General features: G+C 60.3%; 14 protein-coding genes and 1 pseudogene. 5 read left to right on the forward strand and 10 right to left on the reverse strand.

What is annotated here, in order from left to right:
- The first annotated feature begins 340 nt into the window (after nt 1-340).
- Complete coding sequence (locus tag QOL84_RS26380; protein WP_007917473.1) at nt 341-529, forward strand: hypothetical protein; 189 nt, start codon at nt 341-343, stop codon at nt 527-529.
- 157 nt (nt 530-686) lie between these two features.
- Here the strand turns inward: QOL84_RS26380 and QOL84_RS26385 are convergent, their stop codons facing one another.
- The 8 genes and pseudogenes from QOL84_RS26385 to QOL84_RS26420 all read right to left on the reverse strand — a co-directional run bounded on the left by QOL84_RS26385 (nt 687) and on the right by QOL84_RS26420 (nt 10,320).
- Nucleotides 687-1,229, reverse strand: coding sequence for a DUF2058 domain-containing protein (locus QOL84_RS26385; protein ID WP_129395073.1), 543 nt, complete (start codon nt 1,227-1,229; stop codon nt 687-689).
- Between the two features lie 25 nt (nt 1,230-1,254).
- Complete coding sequence (gene mazG, locus QOL84_RS26390; RefSeq protein ID WP_283439135.1) at nt 1,255-2,088, reverse strand: nucleoside triphosphate pyrophosphohydrolase; 834 nt, start codon at nt 2,086-2,088, stop codon at nt 1,255-1,257.
- Between the two features lie 76 nt (nt 2,089-2,164).
- On the reverse strand, nt 2,165-4,408 hold the full coding sequence (relA, locus tag QOL84_RS26395; RefSeq protein WP_129395074.1) for a GTP diphosphokinase: 2,244 nt from the start codon (nt 4,406-4,408) through the stop codon (nt 2,165-2,167).
- A gap of 101 nt (nt 4,409-4,509) precedes the next feature.
- Nucleotides 4,510-5,886, reverse strand: coding sequence for a 23S rRNA (uracil(1939)-C(5))-methyltransferase RlmD (gene rlmD, locus QOL84_RS26400; RefSeq protein ID WP_283439136.1), 1,377 nt, complete (start codon nt 5,884-5,886; stop codon nt 4,510-4,512).
- Nucleotides 5,886-6,788, reverse strand: coding sequence for a cysteine synthase CysM (gene cysM, locus QOL84_RS26405; protein ID WP_026000780.1), 903 nt, complete (start codon nt 6,786-6,788; stop codon nt 5,886-5,888). The genes rlmD and cysM overlap by 1 nt, the downstream gene beginning before the upstream one ends.
- A gap of 107 nt (nt 6,789-6,895) precedes the next feature.
- Nucleotides 6,896-7,920 (reverse strand): annotated as a pseudogene (locus QOL84_RS26410) (PDDEXK nuclease domain-containing protein).
- Nucleotides 7,921-8,168: 248 nt separating this feature from the next.
- On the reverse strand, nt 8,169-9,611 hold the full coding sequence (locus QOL84_RS26415) for a sensor histidine kinase (RefSeq protein WP_283439137.1): 1,443 nt from the start codon (nt 9,609-9,611) through the stop codon (nt 8,169-8,171).
- A complete protein-coding gene (locus QOL84_RS26420; RefSeq protein WP_283439138.1) occupies nt 9,598-10,320 on the reverse strand; it encodes a response regulator transcription factor in 723 nt (240 codons plus the stop codon). Before QOL84_RS26420 ends, QOL84_RS26415 begins: the two co-directional genes overlap by 14 nt.
- A gap of 217 nt (nt 10,321-10,537) precedes the next feature.
- Between QOL84_RS26420 and QOL84_RS26425 the strand changes: the two genes are divergently transcribed.
- Both QOL84_RS26425 and QOL84_RS26430 read left to right on the forward strand, forming a co-directional pair.
- Nucleotides 10,538-13,291: a response regulator gene (locus QOL84_RS26425; RefSeq protein WP_129396163.1), complete on the forward strand. Its 2,754-nt coding sequence runs from the start codon at nt 10,538-10,540 to the stop codon at nt 13,289-13,291.
- Nucleotides 13,292-13,374: 83 nt separating this feature from the next.
- Nucleotides 13,375-14,364, forward strand: coding sequence for a 2-hydroxyacid dehydrogenase (locus QOL84_RS26430; protein ID WP_283439139.1), 990 nt, complete (start codon nt 13,375-13,377; stop codon nt 14,362-14,364).
- 12 nt (nt 14,365-14,376) lie between these two features.
- Here the strand turns inward: QOL84_RS26430 and QOL84_RS26435 are convergent, their stop codons facing one another.
- Nucleotides 14,377-14,844, reverse strand: a complete 468-nt coding sequence (locus QOL84_RS26435) for a hypothetical protein (protein WP_283439140.1) — start codon at nt 14,842-14,844, stop codon at nt 14,377-14,379.
- Between the two features lie 133 nt (nt 14,845-14,977).
- On the opposite strand from QOL84_RS26435, the gene QOL84_RS26440 reads away from it, so the two are divergent.
- The gene (locus tag QOL84_RS26440) at nt 14,978-15,412 is read left to right on the forward strand and encodes a hypothetical protein (protein ID WP_283439141.1); all 435 of its coding nucleotides are present in this window, start codon (nt 14,978-14,980) and stop codon (nt 15,410-15,412) included.
- Entirely contained in the window at nt 15,412-15,816 is a 405-nt protein-coding gene (locus QOL84_RS26445) for an META domain-containing protein (protein WP_283439142.1), read from the forward strand. Before QOL84_RS26440 ends, QOL84_RS26445 begins: the two co-directional genes overlap by 1 nt.
- A gap of 95 nt (nt 15,817-15,911) precedes the next feature.
- On the opposite strand, the gene QOL84_RS26450 is transcribed toward QOL84_RS26445, so the two are convergent.
- Nucleotides 15,912-16,379, reverse strand: coding sequence for a TlpA disulfide reductase family protein (locus tag QOL84_RS26450; protein ID WP_129395081.1), 468 nt, complete (start codon nt 16,377-16,379; stop codon nt 15,912-15,914).
- Between the last annotated feature and the right edge of the window lie 96 nt (nt 16,380-16,475).

Raw genomic sequence — 16,475 nt, forward strand, 5'->3', positions numbered from 1 at the left:
AGGAGCTGCCGAAGGCTGCGATCTTGATCGTTCCCACGCTCTGCGTGGGAATGCAGCCCGTGACGCTCCGCGTCACTGGACGCGGAGCGTCCCTAGAGGCATTCCCACGCGGAGCGTGGGAACGATCAACAGGGGGATTGGGTGTTCTGGAGATGAAACTTCTGTCATGAAACTTAGCGGCCTGCGACCGAATGTCGCGGATTCCGTGGGCTGTAGCACTGTTGCGGTTTTCGCAAAAATACATTGCACAAACTGAGCGTTTACTTAGCAAGCTAACAAATAATATAAAAGAGTCCTGCACACGCCTTGCTGCAGATAACTTGAGATTTGGAGCTAGCAGATGACTGTAAAAGTAACTGAACGCGACGATTCACACATGTCCCACGAAGGCGTAGCCGCCGGTATCCGCATCTGGGATGTGCATCAGCAAGACTTGCTGGTCGGCATGTTTCATAACGAGATCGACGCCCACAACTACAAGGCCGAACTCGAAGTGCAAGAACAGCAGCGGGATCTGAAATCCGCCTGACTCAAAGCGTCCAGACAAACATTACTGTGGCGAGGGAGCTTGCTCCCGCTGGGGCGCGAAGCGACCCTGTTCTTTAACACAAGAGCAGGGCCTGTTGCGCAATCCAGCGGGAGCACGCTCCCTCGCCACAAATTGTCGTTGTTACAGCTTTATCGATTTACCACATCAGATCATCAGGGATCTGGTAGGCCGCATACGGATCGTCCTCGGCGTTGACCTCTTCGGTCTGCACGTTGAGCTGGACGATGCGCTGCGGATCACGCTCCTGGATCTTCAGAGCCGCTTCACGCGGGATCACTTCGTAGCCGCCGGCATGGTGCACGATCGCCAGCGAACCGCTGCTGAGCTTGTTGCGCATCAGCGTGTTGACCGAGAGGCGCTTGACCTTCTTGTCGTCGACGAAGTTGTAGTAGTCCTCGGTCGTCAGCTTCGGCAGACGCGAGACCTCGATCAGTTGCTTGACCTGCGCCGCACGCGCCTTGGCATCCGCCTTCTCTTTCTGCTGGCGGTTCAGCTCCTGATCACGCTTGACCTTCTCGGCCATGGCTTCTTGAGCGGCGCGCTGTTGCGAGTCATCCAGTTCGACCTGACCTTTGTGGGCCAGGCGTTGCTGCTTCTGCTTGTCTTTGCTGACCTGCTTGGCCTGCTTTTGGTTGACCAGACCTGCTTTGAGCAACTGGTCGCGAAGGGAAATACTCATCGGGCTTACTCACTAGGGCAGTTGCTCAGCCGCAGCTGGGCGCATTCTTTTCCTGACGTTTGGCTTCGCCCCACAGGGCGTCCAACTCTTCGAGGGTGCAATCTTCTATGGGACGGTGGGTGTCGCGCAATGCCTGTTCGATAAAACGGAAACGTCTTTCAAACTTGCCGTTGGAGCCACGCAGTGCGGTTTCCGGATCAACCTTCAGATGCCGGGCCAGATTGACCACGGAAAACAGCAGGTCGCCGATCTCGTCAGCCACAGCGACCGGATCGTTTTCAGCCATCGCTTCGAGCACTTCATCGAGCTCTTCGCGCACCTTGTCGAGCACCGGCAAGGCGTGCGGCCAGTCGAAACCGACCTGCCCGGCACGCTTCTGCAACTTGGCTGAACGGGATAAGGCCGGCAACGTTGCCGGCACATCATCGAGCAGTGACAGTTGCTCGGGCGCGGCGGATTTCTCCGCGCGCTCTTCGGCCTTGATCTCTTCCCAACGCTGCTTGACCTGTTCTTCGGTCAAGCGCGGTACATCCAGTGGCGCGTAAAGATCGCCAGTGGGGAACACGTGCGGATGACGACGGATCAGTTTGCGGGTGATGCTGTCGATCACCCCGGCAAATTCGAAGCGCCCTTCTTCCTTGGCCAACTGGCTGTAATAGACGACCTGGAACAGCAGATCGCCGAGCTCGCCCTGCAAATGATCGAAGTCGCCGCGCTCGATGGCATCGGCCACTTCGTAGGCTTCTTCGAGGGTGTGCGGGACGATGGTCGCGTAGGTTTGCTTGATGTCCCACGGGCAACCGAACTGCGGATCGCGCAGACGGTTCATCAGATGGAGCAGGTCTTCAAGGCTGTACATAAAAATCTCACTCAACCCTTTCTGCGATCTTGATCGTTCCCACGCGGAGCGTGGGAACGATCAATCGAAGTCATCTTCAAGGGGTACGGTTACGCCGCGTTTCGATGATGTTCGGCAACTGCGAAATCCGCCCGAGCAATCGCCCCAGTGCATCCAAACCCGGAATCTCGATGGTCAGGGACATCAACGCGGTGTTGTCCTCTTTGTTCGAGCGGGTGTTGACCGCCAGCACGTTGATGCGCTCGTTGAGCAGCACCTGCGATACGTCACGCAGCAGACCGGAACGGTCGTAGGCGCGGATGACGATGTCGACCGGATAAGTGAGCACCGGCACCGGCCCCCAACTGACCTGAATGATCCGCTCCGGCTCACGCCCGCCCAGCTGCAGCACCGAGGCGCAGTCCTGACGGTGAATGCTCACGCCACGGCCCTGGGTGATGTAACCGACAATCGCGTCGCCCGGCAGTGGCTGGCAGCAGCCGGCCATCTGCGTCATCAGGTTGCCGACGCCCTGGATCTGAATGTCGCCGCGCTTGCCCGGTTTGTACCCCGTAGCCTTGCGCGGAATCAGCTCAAGCTGTTCGTTGCCGCGTTCCGGCTCGACCAGTTGCTGCGCGAGGTTGACCAGTTGCGCCAGACGCAAGTCGCCGGCACCGAGGGCGGCGAACATGTCCTCGGCGGTTTTCATGTTGGCCTTGTCGGCCAGCTTGTCAAAATCCACCGCCGGCAGACCGAGGCGCGTCAGTTCGCGTTCGATCAGGGTTTTACCGGCGGCAACGTTCTGGTCGCGCGCCTGCAACTTGAACCAGTGGACGATCTTCGCCCGCGCCCGCGAGGTGGTGACGTAACCGAGGTTCGAGTTCAGCCAGTCGCGGCTTGGCGTACCGTGCTTGCTGGTGATGATCTCGACCTGCTCACCGGTCTGCAGGCTGTAGTTGAGCGGCACGATGCGGCCGTTGATCTTCGCGCCACGGCAGTTGTGGCCAATCTCGGTGTGCACGCGGTAGGCGAAGTCCAGCGGCGTCGCGCCTTTCGGCAAGTCGATGGCGTGACCGTCGGGAGTGAAGATGTAGACCCGATCCGGCTCGATATCGACGCGCAGCTGTTCCGCCAGACCACCGATATCGCCCAGCTCTTCGTGCCACTCGAGGACCTGACGCAGCCAGGAGATTTTCTCTTCGTAGTGATTCGAACCGGATTTGACGTCGGTGCCCTTGTAGCGCCAGTGCGCGCAGACGCCGAGTTCGGCTTCTTCGTGCATCGAGTGCGTACGAATCTGCACCTCAAGCACTTTACCCTCAGGGCCGATTACCGCCGTGTGCAGCGAGCGGTAGCCGTTCTCTTTCGGGTTGGCGATGTAGTCGTCGAATTCTTTCGGGATGTGCCGCCACAGGGTGTGGACGATGCCCAGCGCGGTGTAGCAGTCGCGCATTTCCGGGACCAGCACGCGCACCGCACGCACGTCGTAGATCTGACTGAATTCCAGACCCTTGCGCTGCATTTTGCGCCAGATCGAATAGATGTGTTTGGCCCGGCCGCTGATGTCGGCATCAACCCCGGTGGCCTGCAATTCGTCCTTGAGCTGGGTCATCACGTCGGCGATGAACCGCTCACGATCGAGCCGTCGCTCGTGGAGCAACTTGGCGATCTGCTTGTATTGATCCGGCTCCAGGTAACGGAAGGACAAGTCCTCCAGTTCCCATTTGATATGACCGATGCCGAGCCGGTGCGCGAGCGGCGCATAGATGTCGAAGACTTCCCGGGCGACACGGTTACGCTTCTCGTCGTCAGCGGTTTTCACCGCACGGATCGCGCAGGTGCGTTCAGCGAGTTTGATCAGTGCGACACGCACGTCGTCGACCATCGCCACGAGCATCTTGCGCAGGTTCTCGACCTGCCCTTGCGTGCCCATGACCATCGACTGACGCGGGCTGAGGCTGTCACTGATAGCCGCCATGCGCTGCACGCCGTCGATCAGCTTGGCCACCACCGGACCGAAGCGCTGGCCGACGGCCGCGAGTTCGATCTGGCCCTCGCGTACGCCGCGATACAGGACCGCCGCGACCAGCGAATCCTGATCGAGCTTGAGGTCGGCGAGGATCTCGGCGATTTCCAGACCGGTACTGAAACTGCCCGAGCCTTCGGCCCACAGATTCTTCTTGGCATTGGACTGTTGTTCGGCCTCGCGAGCGAACTCGCAGGCTTCTTTCAAGGCTTCGCGATCCAGTGCCAGATCGACACTGACCGCGTGATCGAGCCAAGCCTCGAGATTGATACTGCCGTCAGTGTTGATCGGCTGGTGTGCTCTCACCTGTACCATCTTGCTTTACCTTCCCTACGACGCAGATTCAATGCGTCAAATCGCTGACCTTCAGTGTCCGTTTGCGCTCGCGGGGCTAATGCGAGCGCTGCGCGGACAGATCAGACGGATTCAGACGAGCCATCCTGGCTCGCTTCAAATAACGCCATGGCCTCGACATGTGCCGTCTGAGGAAACATATCGAGAATCCCGGCACGTTTTAACCGGTAGCCCTGCTTGATCAATTCGACCGTATCGCGCGCCAGCGTTGCCGGGTTGCACGACACATACACCAACCGCTTCGCGCCCAGGGTCGCGAGCTTGCGCACCACCTCGAAAGCACCGTCACGCGGTGGGTCCAAGAGTACCGCAGAAAAGCCGTTTCCGATCCATTGGGCATCGCTCAAAGGCTGGGATAAATCGGCTTGAAAAAACTTTGTGTTATGCAAATTGTTACTAGCGGCGTTGGCTGCGGCGCGCTCGACCATGGTCTGCACACCTTCGACCGCCACCACTTCGCGCACGGCTTTGGCCAACGGCAAAGCGAAGTTGCCCAAGCCGCAGAACAGATCCAGCACGCGCTCCTCGCTACGTGGTTTCAACCAGTCCAGCGCCTGCGCCACCATCGCTTCGTTGACGCCGGCGTTGACCTGGATAAAGTCGCCCGGCCGATACGCCAGATCGAGATCCCATTGCTCCAGGCGATAGCCCAGCGACTGGCTGGCATCGACCGGTTGCGGTTCGCCTTCGCCATGCAGCCACAATTGCGCTTCATGGAATTGGCAGAAGTCCTTGAGGATGGTCAGATCCGCTTCGGACAACGGCGCCATGTGCCGCAGCAACACCGCCAGCGACGAGCCGCTGAACAGCTCGACATGACCCAGCGCTTGCGGCTTGCTCAACCGACGGAGCATCTCCGGCAAACGGGTCATGATCGGTTGCAAGGGCTGTACCAGCACCGGGCATTCGCTGATCGCGACAATGTCCTGGCTGCCGGCCGCGCGGAAACCGACTTCGAGTTTCTTCGCCTTCATGTCCCAGCGCACCGCGATCCGCGCGCGACGGCGATAGCCGAACTCGGGGCCGGTCAACGGCGCTCCCCACTCTTCCGGTTCGACACCGGCAACGCGCGACAATTGCTCGGCGAGCATGCGCTGTTTCAGGGCGAGTTGTTCGTCATGGGGCAAATGCTGAACGCTACAACCGCCGCAGCGGCCAGCTTGCTGACACGGTGCCGGGCGACGCAATTCGCTGGCCTTGAACACACGTTCGGTGCGCGCCTCGACCACTTTGCCGTGGGCGCCGAGCACCCGCGCTTCGACCTCTTCACCGGCAAGGGCGCCAAGGACGAACCAGGTTTTGCCTTCGAAAAACGCGATACCGCGACCGTCATTGGCCAGGCGTTCGATAGTCAAACGCTGCTTCTTGCCGGTCGGAATTTGCGCGGCCTTGCTGCCGCCGGTGGGCTGGAAGCGCAGGCCTCTCTCGTGCTTGGCCATCAGTTTGGCGCGTCGAAAATGCCGGTCGACAGGTAACGGTCGCCACGGTCACAGATGATCGCGACGATCACCGCGTTTTCAACTTCTTTGGACAGGCGCAGCATCGCTGCCACCGCACCGCCCGAAGACACGCCACAGAAGATGCCTTCTTCGCGGGCCAGACGACGGGTGACGTCTTCGGCCTCGCTTTGCGCCATGTCGACGATGCGATCAACGCGGTCGGCCTGATAAATCTTCGGCAGGTATTCCTGCGGCCAGCGGCGGATACCGGGAATGGCCGAGCCTTCCATCGGTTGCAGACCGACGATCTGCACGCTGTCGCTCTGCTCTTTCAAGTAGCGCGAAACGCCCATGATGGTGCCGGTGGTGCCCATCGAACTGACGAAGTGAGTGATGGTGCCCTGGGTCTGACGCCAGATTTCCGGGCCGGTGGTGGTGTAGTGCGCTTCAGGATTATCGCCGTTGGCGAACTGATCGAGCACCTTGCCACGGCCTTCGGCTTCCATACGCTGCGCGAGATCGCGCGCGCCTTCCATGCCTTCTTCCTGGCTGACCAGAATCAGCTCGGCACCGTAAGCGGTCATCGCCGCTTTGCGCTCGGCGCTGGAGTTGTCCGGCATGATCAGGATCATCTTGTAACCCTTGATCGCGGCAGCCATGGCCAGGGCGATCCCGGTGTTGCCCGAGGTCGCTTCGATCAGCGTATCGCCGGCATGGATCTGCCCACGCAATTCGGCCCGGGTGATCATCGACAGCGCCGGCCGGTCCTTGACCGAACCCGCCGGGTTATTCCCTTCGAGCTTGAGCAATAGGGTGTTGCTGGTAGCACCGGGCAGGCGCTGCAAACGCACCAGCGGAGTGTTGCCGACGCAATCGGCGATGGTTGGGTACTGCAGGGTCATGGCGTATTCGCAATCCAGACGTGCGGGGGCGCCTATCATACCGGCAAACCCGCGCAGGCCATATCACGCAAAGTGCGGTGCTTATGGTTTATAGGAATAAGGAGAGGCTAGCCCACGTTTTCCGTGTGCGCGGTATCCAAAGCGTAAAACTCATGCAGCTTGGCTTGCAGCAATTGTTTATCCGGCAGGCAGGTTTGATATTGCGCGATCAATGCGGGGGAAAGACTGCGATTGAGAGCGTACTCGACGACCTCGTCCTCCTTGCTGGCGCACAGCAGTACACCGATGGCCGGGTTTTCGTGGGGCTTGCGGACATTGCGATCCAGCGCCTCCAGATAGAAATCCAGTTTGCCGAGGTACTCCGGTTCAAAGCGCCCGACCTTGAGCTCAATGGCCACCAGACAGTTAAGTCCTCGATGGAAGAACAAAAGGTCGAGAGAGAAATCCCGGCCACCGACTTGTAACGGATATTCGGACCCGACAAAGCAGAAGTCGCGACCGAGTTCGATCAGGAAGATCCTGAGGCGTGATAGCAGGCCTTGGTGCAAATTGGTTTCGGAATGGGCAGTCGGCAGATCGAGGAACTCGACCATGTAGGTATCACGGAAAATCTCGAGTGCTGCTGGATGGGTCTGTTTCAGTGCGGCGGAGGCTTTGCGGGATCGGTGACGCTTCGCTCGAACAGAGCCGTTTTGAATTGCCGTTCCAGTTCGCGCTTCGACCACTTTTCCTGAACCGCAATTCGCAGGTAAAACCCACGTTCTTCAGGGTGTTTACTTTGGCTCAAAATGATCATGTTATGGGTCCACGGTAATTGTCTCACCAGTGGTGAGACAATTGGATCGTCCCGATATGTTTCGTAAAACTGGCGCATGAGGAACAGATTTGGTCGGGTGAACCCACGCAATCCCGGTTGGGTTTGCGCCAAATGTGCAGCCAGCTGAGTAATGACCGAATCCCCCCATTCCGCCTGCTCAATCTTGCGACTGATATGCGCCCCCACCTGCCAATAAAGCTCAATCAGCTGAGTATTGACCGCCTGCATGGCCTTATGTCTGGAACTGTGAATCAGCGCGAGCACTTCGTTGAAGCGTTCGCCATCGGGGCTGCCAATAAGGCTCGATACAGTCATGCGCAATTCCTTGAAGATCAGGTGAAGCACGAGCCTAAACCGTTCAGGACGTTGAAAATGACCGCTGATGCAGCTTGGGAAATGTCGTACAAAAGAAGGCGAGCACTCCTGCATACCCGTAGGATTGGCCCCTGCCAATGGACTACAACGCGAGCAAGCTCGCTCTTACAGGGTGATCGGCATTCATGTAGGAGCTGCGGCACGCTGCGATCTTATGATCCTGTTCTGATCGCGGCGTGCCGCAGCGCCTACACAGGATGAGGTTGAACGAGGACTTGGGGAGCGACGCTGGAACCTGTAGGAGTGAGCCGGCTCGCGATGGGGCCGGCCGATGCAAGGCAATCATCCGCCAACAACCGCAAATTCAGCCGCAACCCCGCCCCGCCATTCTCCGCCCAAATGCTACCGCCCTGGCGCTGCACGGCATTGCGCGCGATGCTCAGGCCCAAGCCGAATCCTCCGTCGCCGGGGCGCGAGCCGTCGAGGCGGGTGAACGGCAGGAAGATCCGCTGCAGATCGGACTCAGCCACGCCGCCGCCCTGGTCTTCCAGCCACAGGTGCCAATAATCACCATCGCGGCGCCCGTCGAGCCGGACGAAGCCGCCTTCCGGCGAATGACGAATGGCATTGCGCAAAATGTTTTCCAGGGCCTGCGCCAAAGTGTTCAGATTGCCGCGCACCCAGCACGACGCTTCCACCGAGCACTGCAAGCGCTGGCTCGGCCAGCCGCTTTCGTAACAGGCATTGTCCGTGAGCATTTCCCACAGTGCCTGAACTTCGATCGCCTCGTCGGGAAGTGGCGTGCGGTCAGTGTCGAGCCAGGCCAGTTGCAGGGTTTCCTCGACCAGCCGCTGCATACCGTCGACTTCCCGGCCGATACGCTCGCGCAATTGCGCCAGGCCTTGTTCACTTTCGCTGGCCACGCGCAAGCGGCTCAGCGGCGTGCGCAATTCGTGGGACAGGTCACGCAGTAATTGTTGTTGCAGGGCGACGGTCGATTGCAGGCGCTCGGACATCGAGTCGAACGCCCGGGCCAGTTCACCGAGTTCATCCGGGCGCTGGGTAATGCCGCTCGACAGCCGCACATTCAGTTGATCGGCGCGCCAGGCGTTGGCCTGTTCGCGCAGGTTGTTCAACGGCACCACCAACAGACGATAGAGACCGACGCACAGCAAAAACGTGAACAGCCCCGGAATCACCCCGTTGGTGATCACGCGCCAGAACAGGCGATATTTACCCGGCAAAAAACGCTCGGGCAATTCGATCACCAGACTGCCGGCGGAAGGATCTTTGGGGAACGGAATGCGCAACCACGGCCGCCCCTGTTTGTGAATCGGCCAATCGAGCCCGCGCAAAAAGGTCAGGTGCTGGATTTCCTGCTCGCTCAGGGGATCACTGCCCAGCGATTGCAAATTGCCGCCGATCACCCCAACCCAACTGGCTTCGCGCAACTCCATGCTCTGCAACCAGTCATCAATTGCATTGCGCCCACCGCGCTGCCAGGCACGCTCGGCCTCGCCGGCATAACGCGCCAGCGTGCCGCGCGCCTCGTCGGAGAGGAACTGATTGCGCTCCTCCATATAACGGCCCCACGACCAACTCAGCCAGATCATCAGCAGACAGAACGCGACCAGCAAACAGGCGAGTTTCCAGAACAGCGAATGCCGCCCCGGCAGTTCAGACAGTTTCATCGGCAGCGCTCAAGACGTAGCCCTTGCCCCACACCGTGCGCACTTCCCGCTCGGTGTAACCGATGGCTTTGAGTTTGCGGCGAATCTGGCTGATGTGCATGTCGAGGCTGCGATCGTGCGCGGCATAACCGCGTTGCAGGACATGCTGATAAAGGAAGGCTTTGCTCAGCACTTCCTCGTCATTGCGATTGAGGGTTTCCAGCAGACGAAATTCGCTGCGAGTCAGCCCGGCCGATAGATCGCGAAAGAATACGTCGCACTGTTCATCGTCGAAGCGCAGCGTGCCTGTCGCCACAGTCGGGGCAGTGGCAGACGGCCGACGATCAAGCGCCACTCGCCGCAGGATCGCTTCGATGCGCACATGCAGCTCAGCCATGCTGAAGGGTTTTGGCAAATAGTCGTCGGCGCCCAGGCGGAAACCGCTGATGCGATCCGCCTCGGCGCCGAGGGCCGACATCAGCAGCACCGGCGTCGAATGACTCTGCCGCAACTGCGTCAATACGTTCAAACCGTCCATGCCCGGCAACAGAATATCCATCAGCACTACATCGAACGGCTGGCGCTTGGCGATGCTCAGGCCTTCCTGGCCGTTCTGGCACCAGGTCACCTGAAACCCGCTGCGACCCAGATGCTCGTGCACATAGGCGCCTAGCACCGGATCGTCTTCGATGGAAAGTATGCGTGGCTGGCCAGCGGAAACAGGAGTCATGAGTATCTGCAAGTAATTCTCAGTTGAGAGTGATTATTCAAGATTGCCGGGCATCGGGCAACCCAAGGTTGACCCAATGGACAAACGCACCGGCGCCCTGACCCACCGCGAGCGCATTTTTCCGGAGATTGCCCGCGAGCAAATCGCTACACTGCGCCAATGTCGCGTGCCGGATGCACGTATGAGTCAACAGTTCAGCGGGATGCAGGAGATAGGTGTGCTCAAGAAACTGGGAATCAAAGGTCGTGTGTTATTGCTGACCTTGTTGCCGACCAGCCTGATGGCGCTGGTGCTGGGTGGATATTTCACCTGGGCGCAGCAGTCCGACTTGCAGACCCAGTTGATGCAGCGCGGCGAAATGATCGCCGAGCAACTGGCGCCGCTGGTGGCACCTGCAATGGGCCACGGCAACAATGAGCTGCTCGAACGCATCGCCACGCAATCCCTCGAGCAACCGGACGTGCGCGCCGTCACGTTTCTTGCGCCGGATCGCTCGCCGCTGGCCCACGCCGGTCCGACCATGCTCAATCAGGCACCGAGTGGCGACAGCGCGCAATTGCAACGGCGCAGCGGCAATGACGCGACTCGCTACCTGATGCCGGTGTTTGGCAAGCACCGCAATCTTGCCGGTGAACTGATCCCGGAAGAATCCGATCGCCTGCTCGGCTGGGTCGAACTGGAGTTGTCGCACAACGGCATGTTGCTGCGCGGTTACCGCAGTCTGTTTGCCAGTCTGTTGCTGATCGCCGCCGGTCTTGCCGGGGCGGCGTTGCTCGCGTTACGCATGGGCCGCACCATCAACCGCCCGCTGAGCCAGATCAAACAAGCCGTCGCGCAACTCAAGGACGGCCACCTCGAAACCCGTCTGCCGCCGCTCGGCAGTCAGGAGCTGGATGAGCTGGCGTCGGGCATCAACCGCATGGCCGGAACGTTGCAGAACGCTCGCGAAGAACTGCAGCACAGCGTCGATCAGGCCACCGAAGACGTTCGGCAGAATCTGGAAACCATCGAGATCCAGAACATCGAACTGGACCTGGCGCGCAAAGAGGCGCTGGAAGCCAGCCGGATCAAATCCGAATTCCTCGCCAACATGAGCCACGAGATCCGTACGCCGCTCAACGGCATTCTCGGTTTCACCCATCTCTTGCAGAAAAGCGAGCTGACCCCGCGCCAGCTCGACTATCTGGGCACCATCGAAAAGTCCGCCGACAGTTTGTTGGGGATCATCAACGAGATCCTCGACTTCTCGAAAATCGAGGCCGGTAAATTGGTGCTCGACCATATTCCGTTCAACCTGCGTGATTTGCTGCAGGACACCCTGACCATTCTTGCGCCCGCCGCGCACGCCAAACAGCTGGAGCTGGTCAGCCTGGTCTATCGCGACACGCCGCTGTCGCTGGTCGGTGATCCACTGCGCCTCAAGCAAATCCTTACCAACCTGGTCAGCAACGCGATCAAGTTCACTCGCGAAGGCACCATCGTTGCCCGCGCGATGCTCGAAGAAGACCACGAAGACAGCGTGCAATTGCGTATCAGCATTCAGGACACCGGCATCGGTCTGTCCAGTCAGGATGTCCGCGCGTTGTTCCAGGCTTTCAGTCAGGCCGATAATTCGTTATCGCGCCAACCGGGTGGCACCGGCCTCGGGCTGGTGATTTCCAAGCGTCTGATCGAGCAGATGGGCGGCGAAATCGGCGTCGACAGCACGCCGGGCGAGGGCTCCGAATTCTGGATCAGCCTGAGCCTGCCGAAGACCCGCGACGATGCCGAAGACCTGCCTTCGGCGCCGCTGCTCGGACGCCGCGTGGCGGTGCTGGAGAACCACGAACTGGCGCGCCAGGCCTTGCAGCATCAACTGGAAGACTGCGGCCTCGACGTCACCACCTTCAATACCCTCGAAAGCCTGACCAATGGCGTCACCGCCGCGCATCAGACCGATCAGGCGATTGATCTGGCGGTGCTTGGCATCACCAGCAACGACATGCTCCCGGAACGTTTGAACCAGCACATCTGGGACCTCGAACACCTCGGCTGCAAAGTGCTGGTGCTGTGCCCGACCACCGAGCAGACGCTGTTCCATCTGTCGGTGCCGAACCCGCACAGCCAGCTCCAGGCCAAACCGGCGTGCACGCGCAAATTGCGCCGCGCGCTGTCGGATCTGGCCAACCCGCGCCAGCCGCGCAATGAGCCCGGCGAACCGCTGTCGAGCCGTGCACCGAAAGTACTTTGCGTCGACGACAACCCGGCCAACCTGCTGCTGGTGCAAACCCTGCTCGAAGACATGGGCGCCAAGGTTCTCGCCGTGGAAAGCGGTTACGCCGCCGTCAAAGCGGTGCAGAGCGAATCTTTCGATCTGGTGCTGATGGACGTGCAGATGCCGGGCATGGACGGCCGCCAGAGCACCGAAACCATCCGCCAGTGGGAAAGCGAACGACATTGCACACCGCTGCCGATTGTCGCCCTCACCGCCCACGCCATGGCCAACGAAAAACGCGCGCTGCTGCAAAGCGGCATGGACGATTACCTGACCAAGCCGATCAGTGAACGGCAACTGGCGCAGGTGGTGCTGAAGTGGACCGGGCTGGCCCTGCGCAATCAAGGCCCGGAGCGCAGCAGCGACAGCGCCTTGGGCAATCATGAATTGCCGGTGCTCGATCACGAAGAAGGTTTGCGTCTTGCTGCCGGCAAGGCCGATCTGGCGGCGGACATGCTGGCGATGCTGCTCGCCTCCCTGGAAGCCGATCGCGAAGCCATCCGCACGGCACGCGACAATCACGACCAGAATGCCCTGCTCGAACGTGTTCATCGCCTGCACGGCGCGACTCGTTACTGTGGCGTGCCGCAATTGCGCGCCGCCTGCCAACGCAGTGAAACCCTGCTCAAACAGGATGATCCGAAAGCGTTGATGGCGCTCGACGAACTGGAGCGGGCAATCAATCGTCTGGCCACGCAGGCGAAGATCAGCGCCTGATCCACGGCAATGCCGGCAACGCTGCCGGACGCTACAGTTGTCGCGGGTGATGGGTGCCCGCGTCGATGCTCCAGGAGGATTTCATGCGCACGATCGTTTTCAGCAGCCAGAACTACGACCGCGACAGCTTCCTCGGCACCGCTTGCCCGGCCGGGATCGAACTGCATTTCCAGCCCGCTCGGCTCAGTCTCGACACTGCTGCGCTGGCCGACGGTCACGCCGTGGTTTGCGCGTTTATCAATGATGACCTCAGCGCGCCGGTGCTGGAACGCCTGGCCGCTGGCGGCACGCGCCTGATCGCCCTGCGTTCGGCGGGTTACAACCATGTTGATCTGGTCGCGGCAAAACGCCTGGGGCTGGGTGTCGTGCGCGTCCCGGCCTACTCGCCGCATGCCGTGGCCGAACATGCTGTCGCGCTGATTCTGGCGCTCAATCGCCGTTTGCATCGCGCCTATAACCGCACCCGCGAAGGCGACTTCAGCCTGCACGGTCTGACTGGATTCGATCTGGTCGGGAAAACCGTCGGCATCGTCGGGACCGGACAGATCGGCGCGACGTTCGCCAAAATCATGCACGGCTTTGGCTGCCAGTTGCTCGCTTACGATCCGTATCCGAACCCGGATGTCGTAGCCTTGGGCGCGCGTTATCTGAGCCTGCCCGAACTGCTCGCGCAATCGCGCATCATCAGCCTGCACTGCCCGCTCAACGAGCACAGTAAGCACTTGATCAACCGCGATTCGCTGGCGCACATGCAGCCGGGGGCGATGCTGATCAACACCGGGCGCGGTGGTCTGGTCGACACGCCGGCGCTGATCGATGCGCTGAAAGAGGGACAACTCGGTTATCTGGGGCTGGATGTCTACGAGGAGGAGGCGCAGTTGTTTTTCGAGGATCGTTCCGACCTGCCGTTGCAGGACGATGTGCTGGCGCGCTTGCTGACTTTTCCTAACGTGATCATCACTGCGCATCAGGCCTTTCTGACCCATGAAGCATTGGGCGCGATTGCCGCGACCACCCTGCACAACATCGCGACCTGGGCGGCAGGTGCGCCGCAGAACCAGGTCGAGGGTTGATCGCCAGACGGTTTACTTTGGTGACAGCGTCGACGCGAGGATCAACAGCGCCAGCCAGCCAAAGCCGAAAAAGCGCTGCTTCATCGAGTGACCGCTGCGCAGCAGAAACCAGACGAACATCATCGGCAACAGAAACACCATGATCTTCAGCCAGCCCTCTACCGGGCGGCTGCCATCGGCGTTGGCCTGCGCTTGAAACGCTGGTGCCGATTGCTCGCTTGCCTGCCGGCGCCGACGCCCCGCCGCTGCCGGCATGACTTTCGGCAAAGGCTCCGGCGCAGGGGCTGGCGCCACGACCTCGGGGACTGACTTGTTGCGCGGCAGGCTGCCGAAAGAAATCGTCGAAGACTGAGCCGTTGCCGGTGCCGCGACTTTCTGTGCGTGAGCGATATGCTCGGCCATCGGCGCCCCACAATGAATGCACACCAAGGCTTCGGAGCTGATGCTCCGCTTGCATTCATAACATTCGATCAGCGCCATGTTCCGTTCCTTCAGAGTCGAGGCCGGCAGTTTGCCATGAGCGCCTGTCGATTTGAACCGGATCGAAGGTCGCAAGCGCGCATCATCCTGCAATCGAGCCCGTGCTAGCATGTCGCGCATATTTGGAGGACCCATGGTCGAACACGATTTCCGCTACACCCTGATGAACCCGCAACACACCCTCACCGAATGCCGCGCCCTCGTTCCGGGCCGCTATCAGGTCACCGGCAACGGTGGTTCGATTCGCATCGGTGACGCCCTGCTGGTGACCCTTAAAGGCAGCAAGGACTTGTCCATGCGCCTGACCGTCGAAACCGTCCGCCACCTGATCAACCCGCCGGGCCAATGGACCGCGATGACCACCGGCCCGGTATTCGGCGAACTGGCGATCCACACCTGGCAGGTCAACTGCGACAGCTGCGCCAAAGAGCTGAGCTTTGAATTTGCGGTCGATGCCAAACTGGGCAAAACCGCAGAAAAACCGGCGGCCACTGCGCGCATCGCCGAGCTGGGCTGGAAAACACTTGGCGACAAGCACCTGTGCCCGAAATGCCAGGAGCCGGCATGATGAAACGCCTTGCCCTGACCGCTTTGGTCAGTGTCGGTCTGGTCGGTTGCGCGGCGGAGCCTGTGCAACTGCAACAGAACCGCAGCTACATTCTGGAGTGGATTGGCGAACGGCCATTGATGGATTACAGCCATCTGACCGTGATCCTCGGCGATGATGGTCGCGCCTACGGCAACGGCGGCTGCAACCACTGGTTCGCGCCGTATACGCTGGACGGTGACAAACTGACCTTCGGCAAGATCGGCAAGACCCGCAAGCTCTGTGCACCAGCGCTGATGGAACAGGAACAACGCTTTCTGCAGGCGCTGGAACATGTCGAGCGCTGGGACATCTCGCCGATCGAGCAGATGCGCTTCTGGCCGGCTGAAGGCAAGCCGCTGCGCTGGTGGCTGGAAGAGGGTTGAACCGCAAAAGATCGCAGCCTTCGGCGGCTCCTACATGGATCGTGTATACCCTGTAGGAGCTGCCGAAGGCTGCGATCTTTTCTTCCACTAACGACCTATTGGGTCGCCTGCAACGCTTCGAGTTTGGCCAGCACTCCCGCCGCCGTCTGTTCGCCCATCAACTGTTCACGCACCTTGCCCTTGTTGTCGATGATGTAGGTCACCGGCAAGGCCTCACTGCGCGGCACGTCAAACAGCTCCGCCGGATCCTGCGCCAGCACGGTGAACTTGATGCCGAGTTTTTCACTGGCCTCCTTCAGTTCCGCACCCTGCACGTTGTCGAAATTGACCCCGAACACCCCGACATTCTTGCTCTTCAGCTCATCCGCCAGATGGTTAAGCTCGGGAATTTCCGTGCGGCACGGGCCACACCATTCGGCCCAGTAGTTGAGCACCACCCATTGCTTGTCCAGACGCTCGGACGCCACTTTCTGGCCGTTCTGGTCGATCCCGTAATCGTTGCCGCAGCCCCCCAGCATCAACGCCCCGATAATCGTCAATGCCGCTGCCAATCGCCGTGTCATGTCGTGTCCCTTGTGAAAATTTGAAAGCGCCTGCGACCCATCGCCTCTGACGGTTCTGGATTGCGCGCTGCACAGTTAGAATAGCCGCCACTTTAC

It is taken from the genome of Pseudomonas helmanticensis, assembly GCF_900182985.1.
In the GTDB taxonomy this organism is placed as follows: Bacteria; Pseudomonadota; Gammaproteobacteria; order Pseudomonadales; family Pseudomonadaceae; genus Aquipseudomonas; species Aquipseudomonas helmanticensis.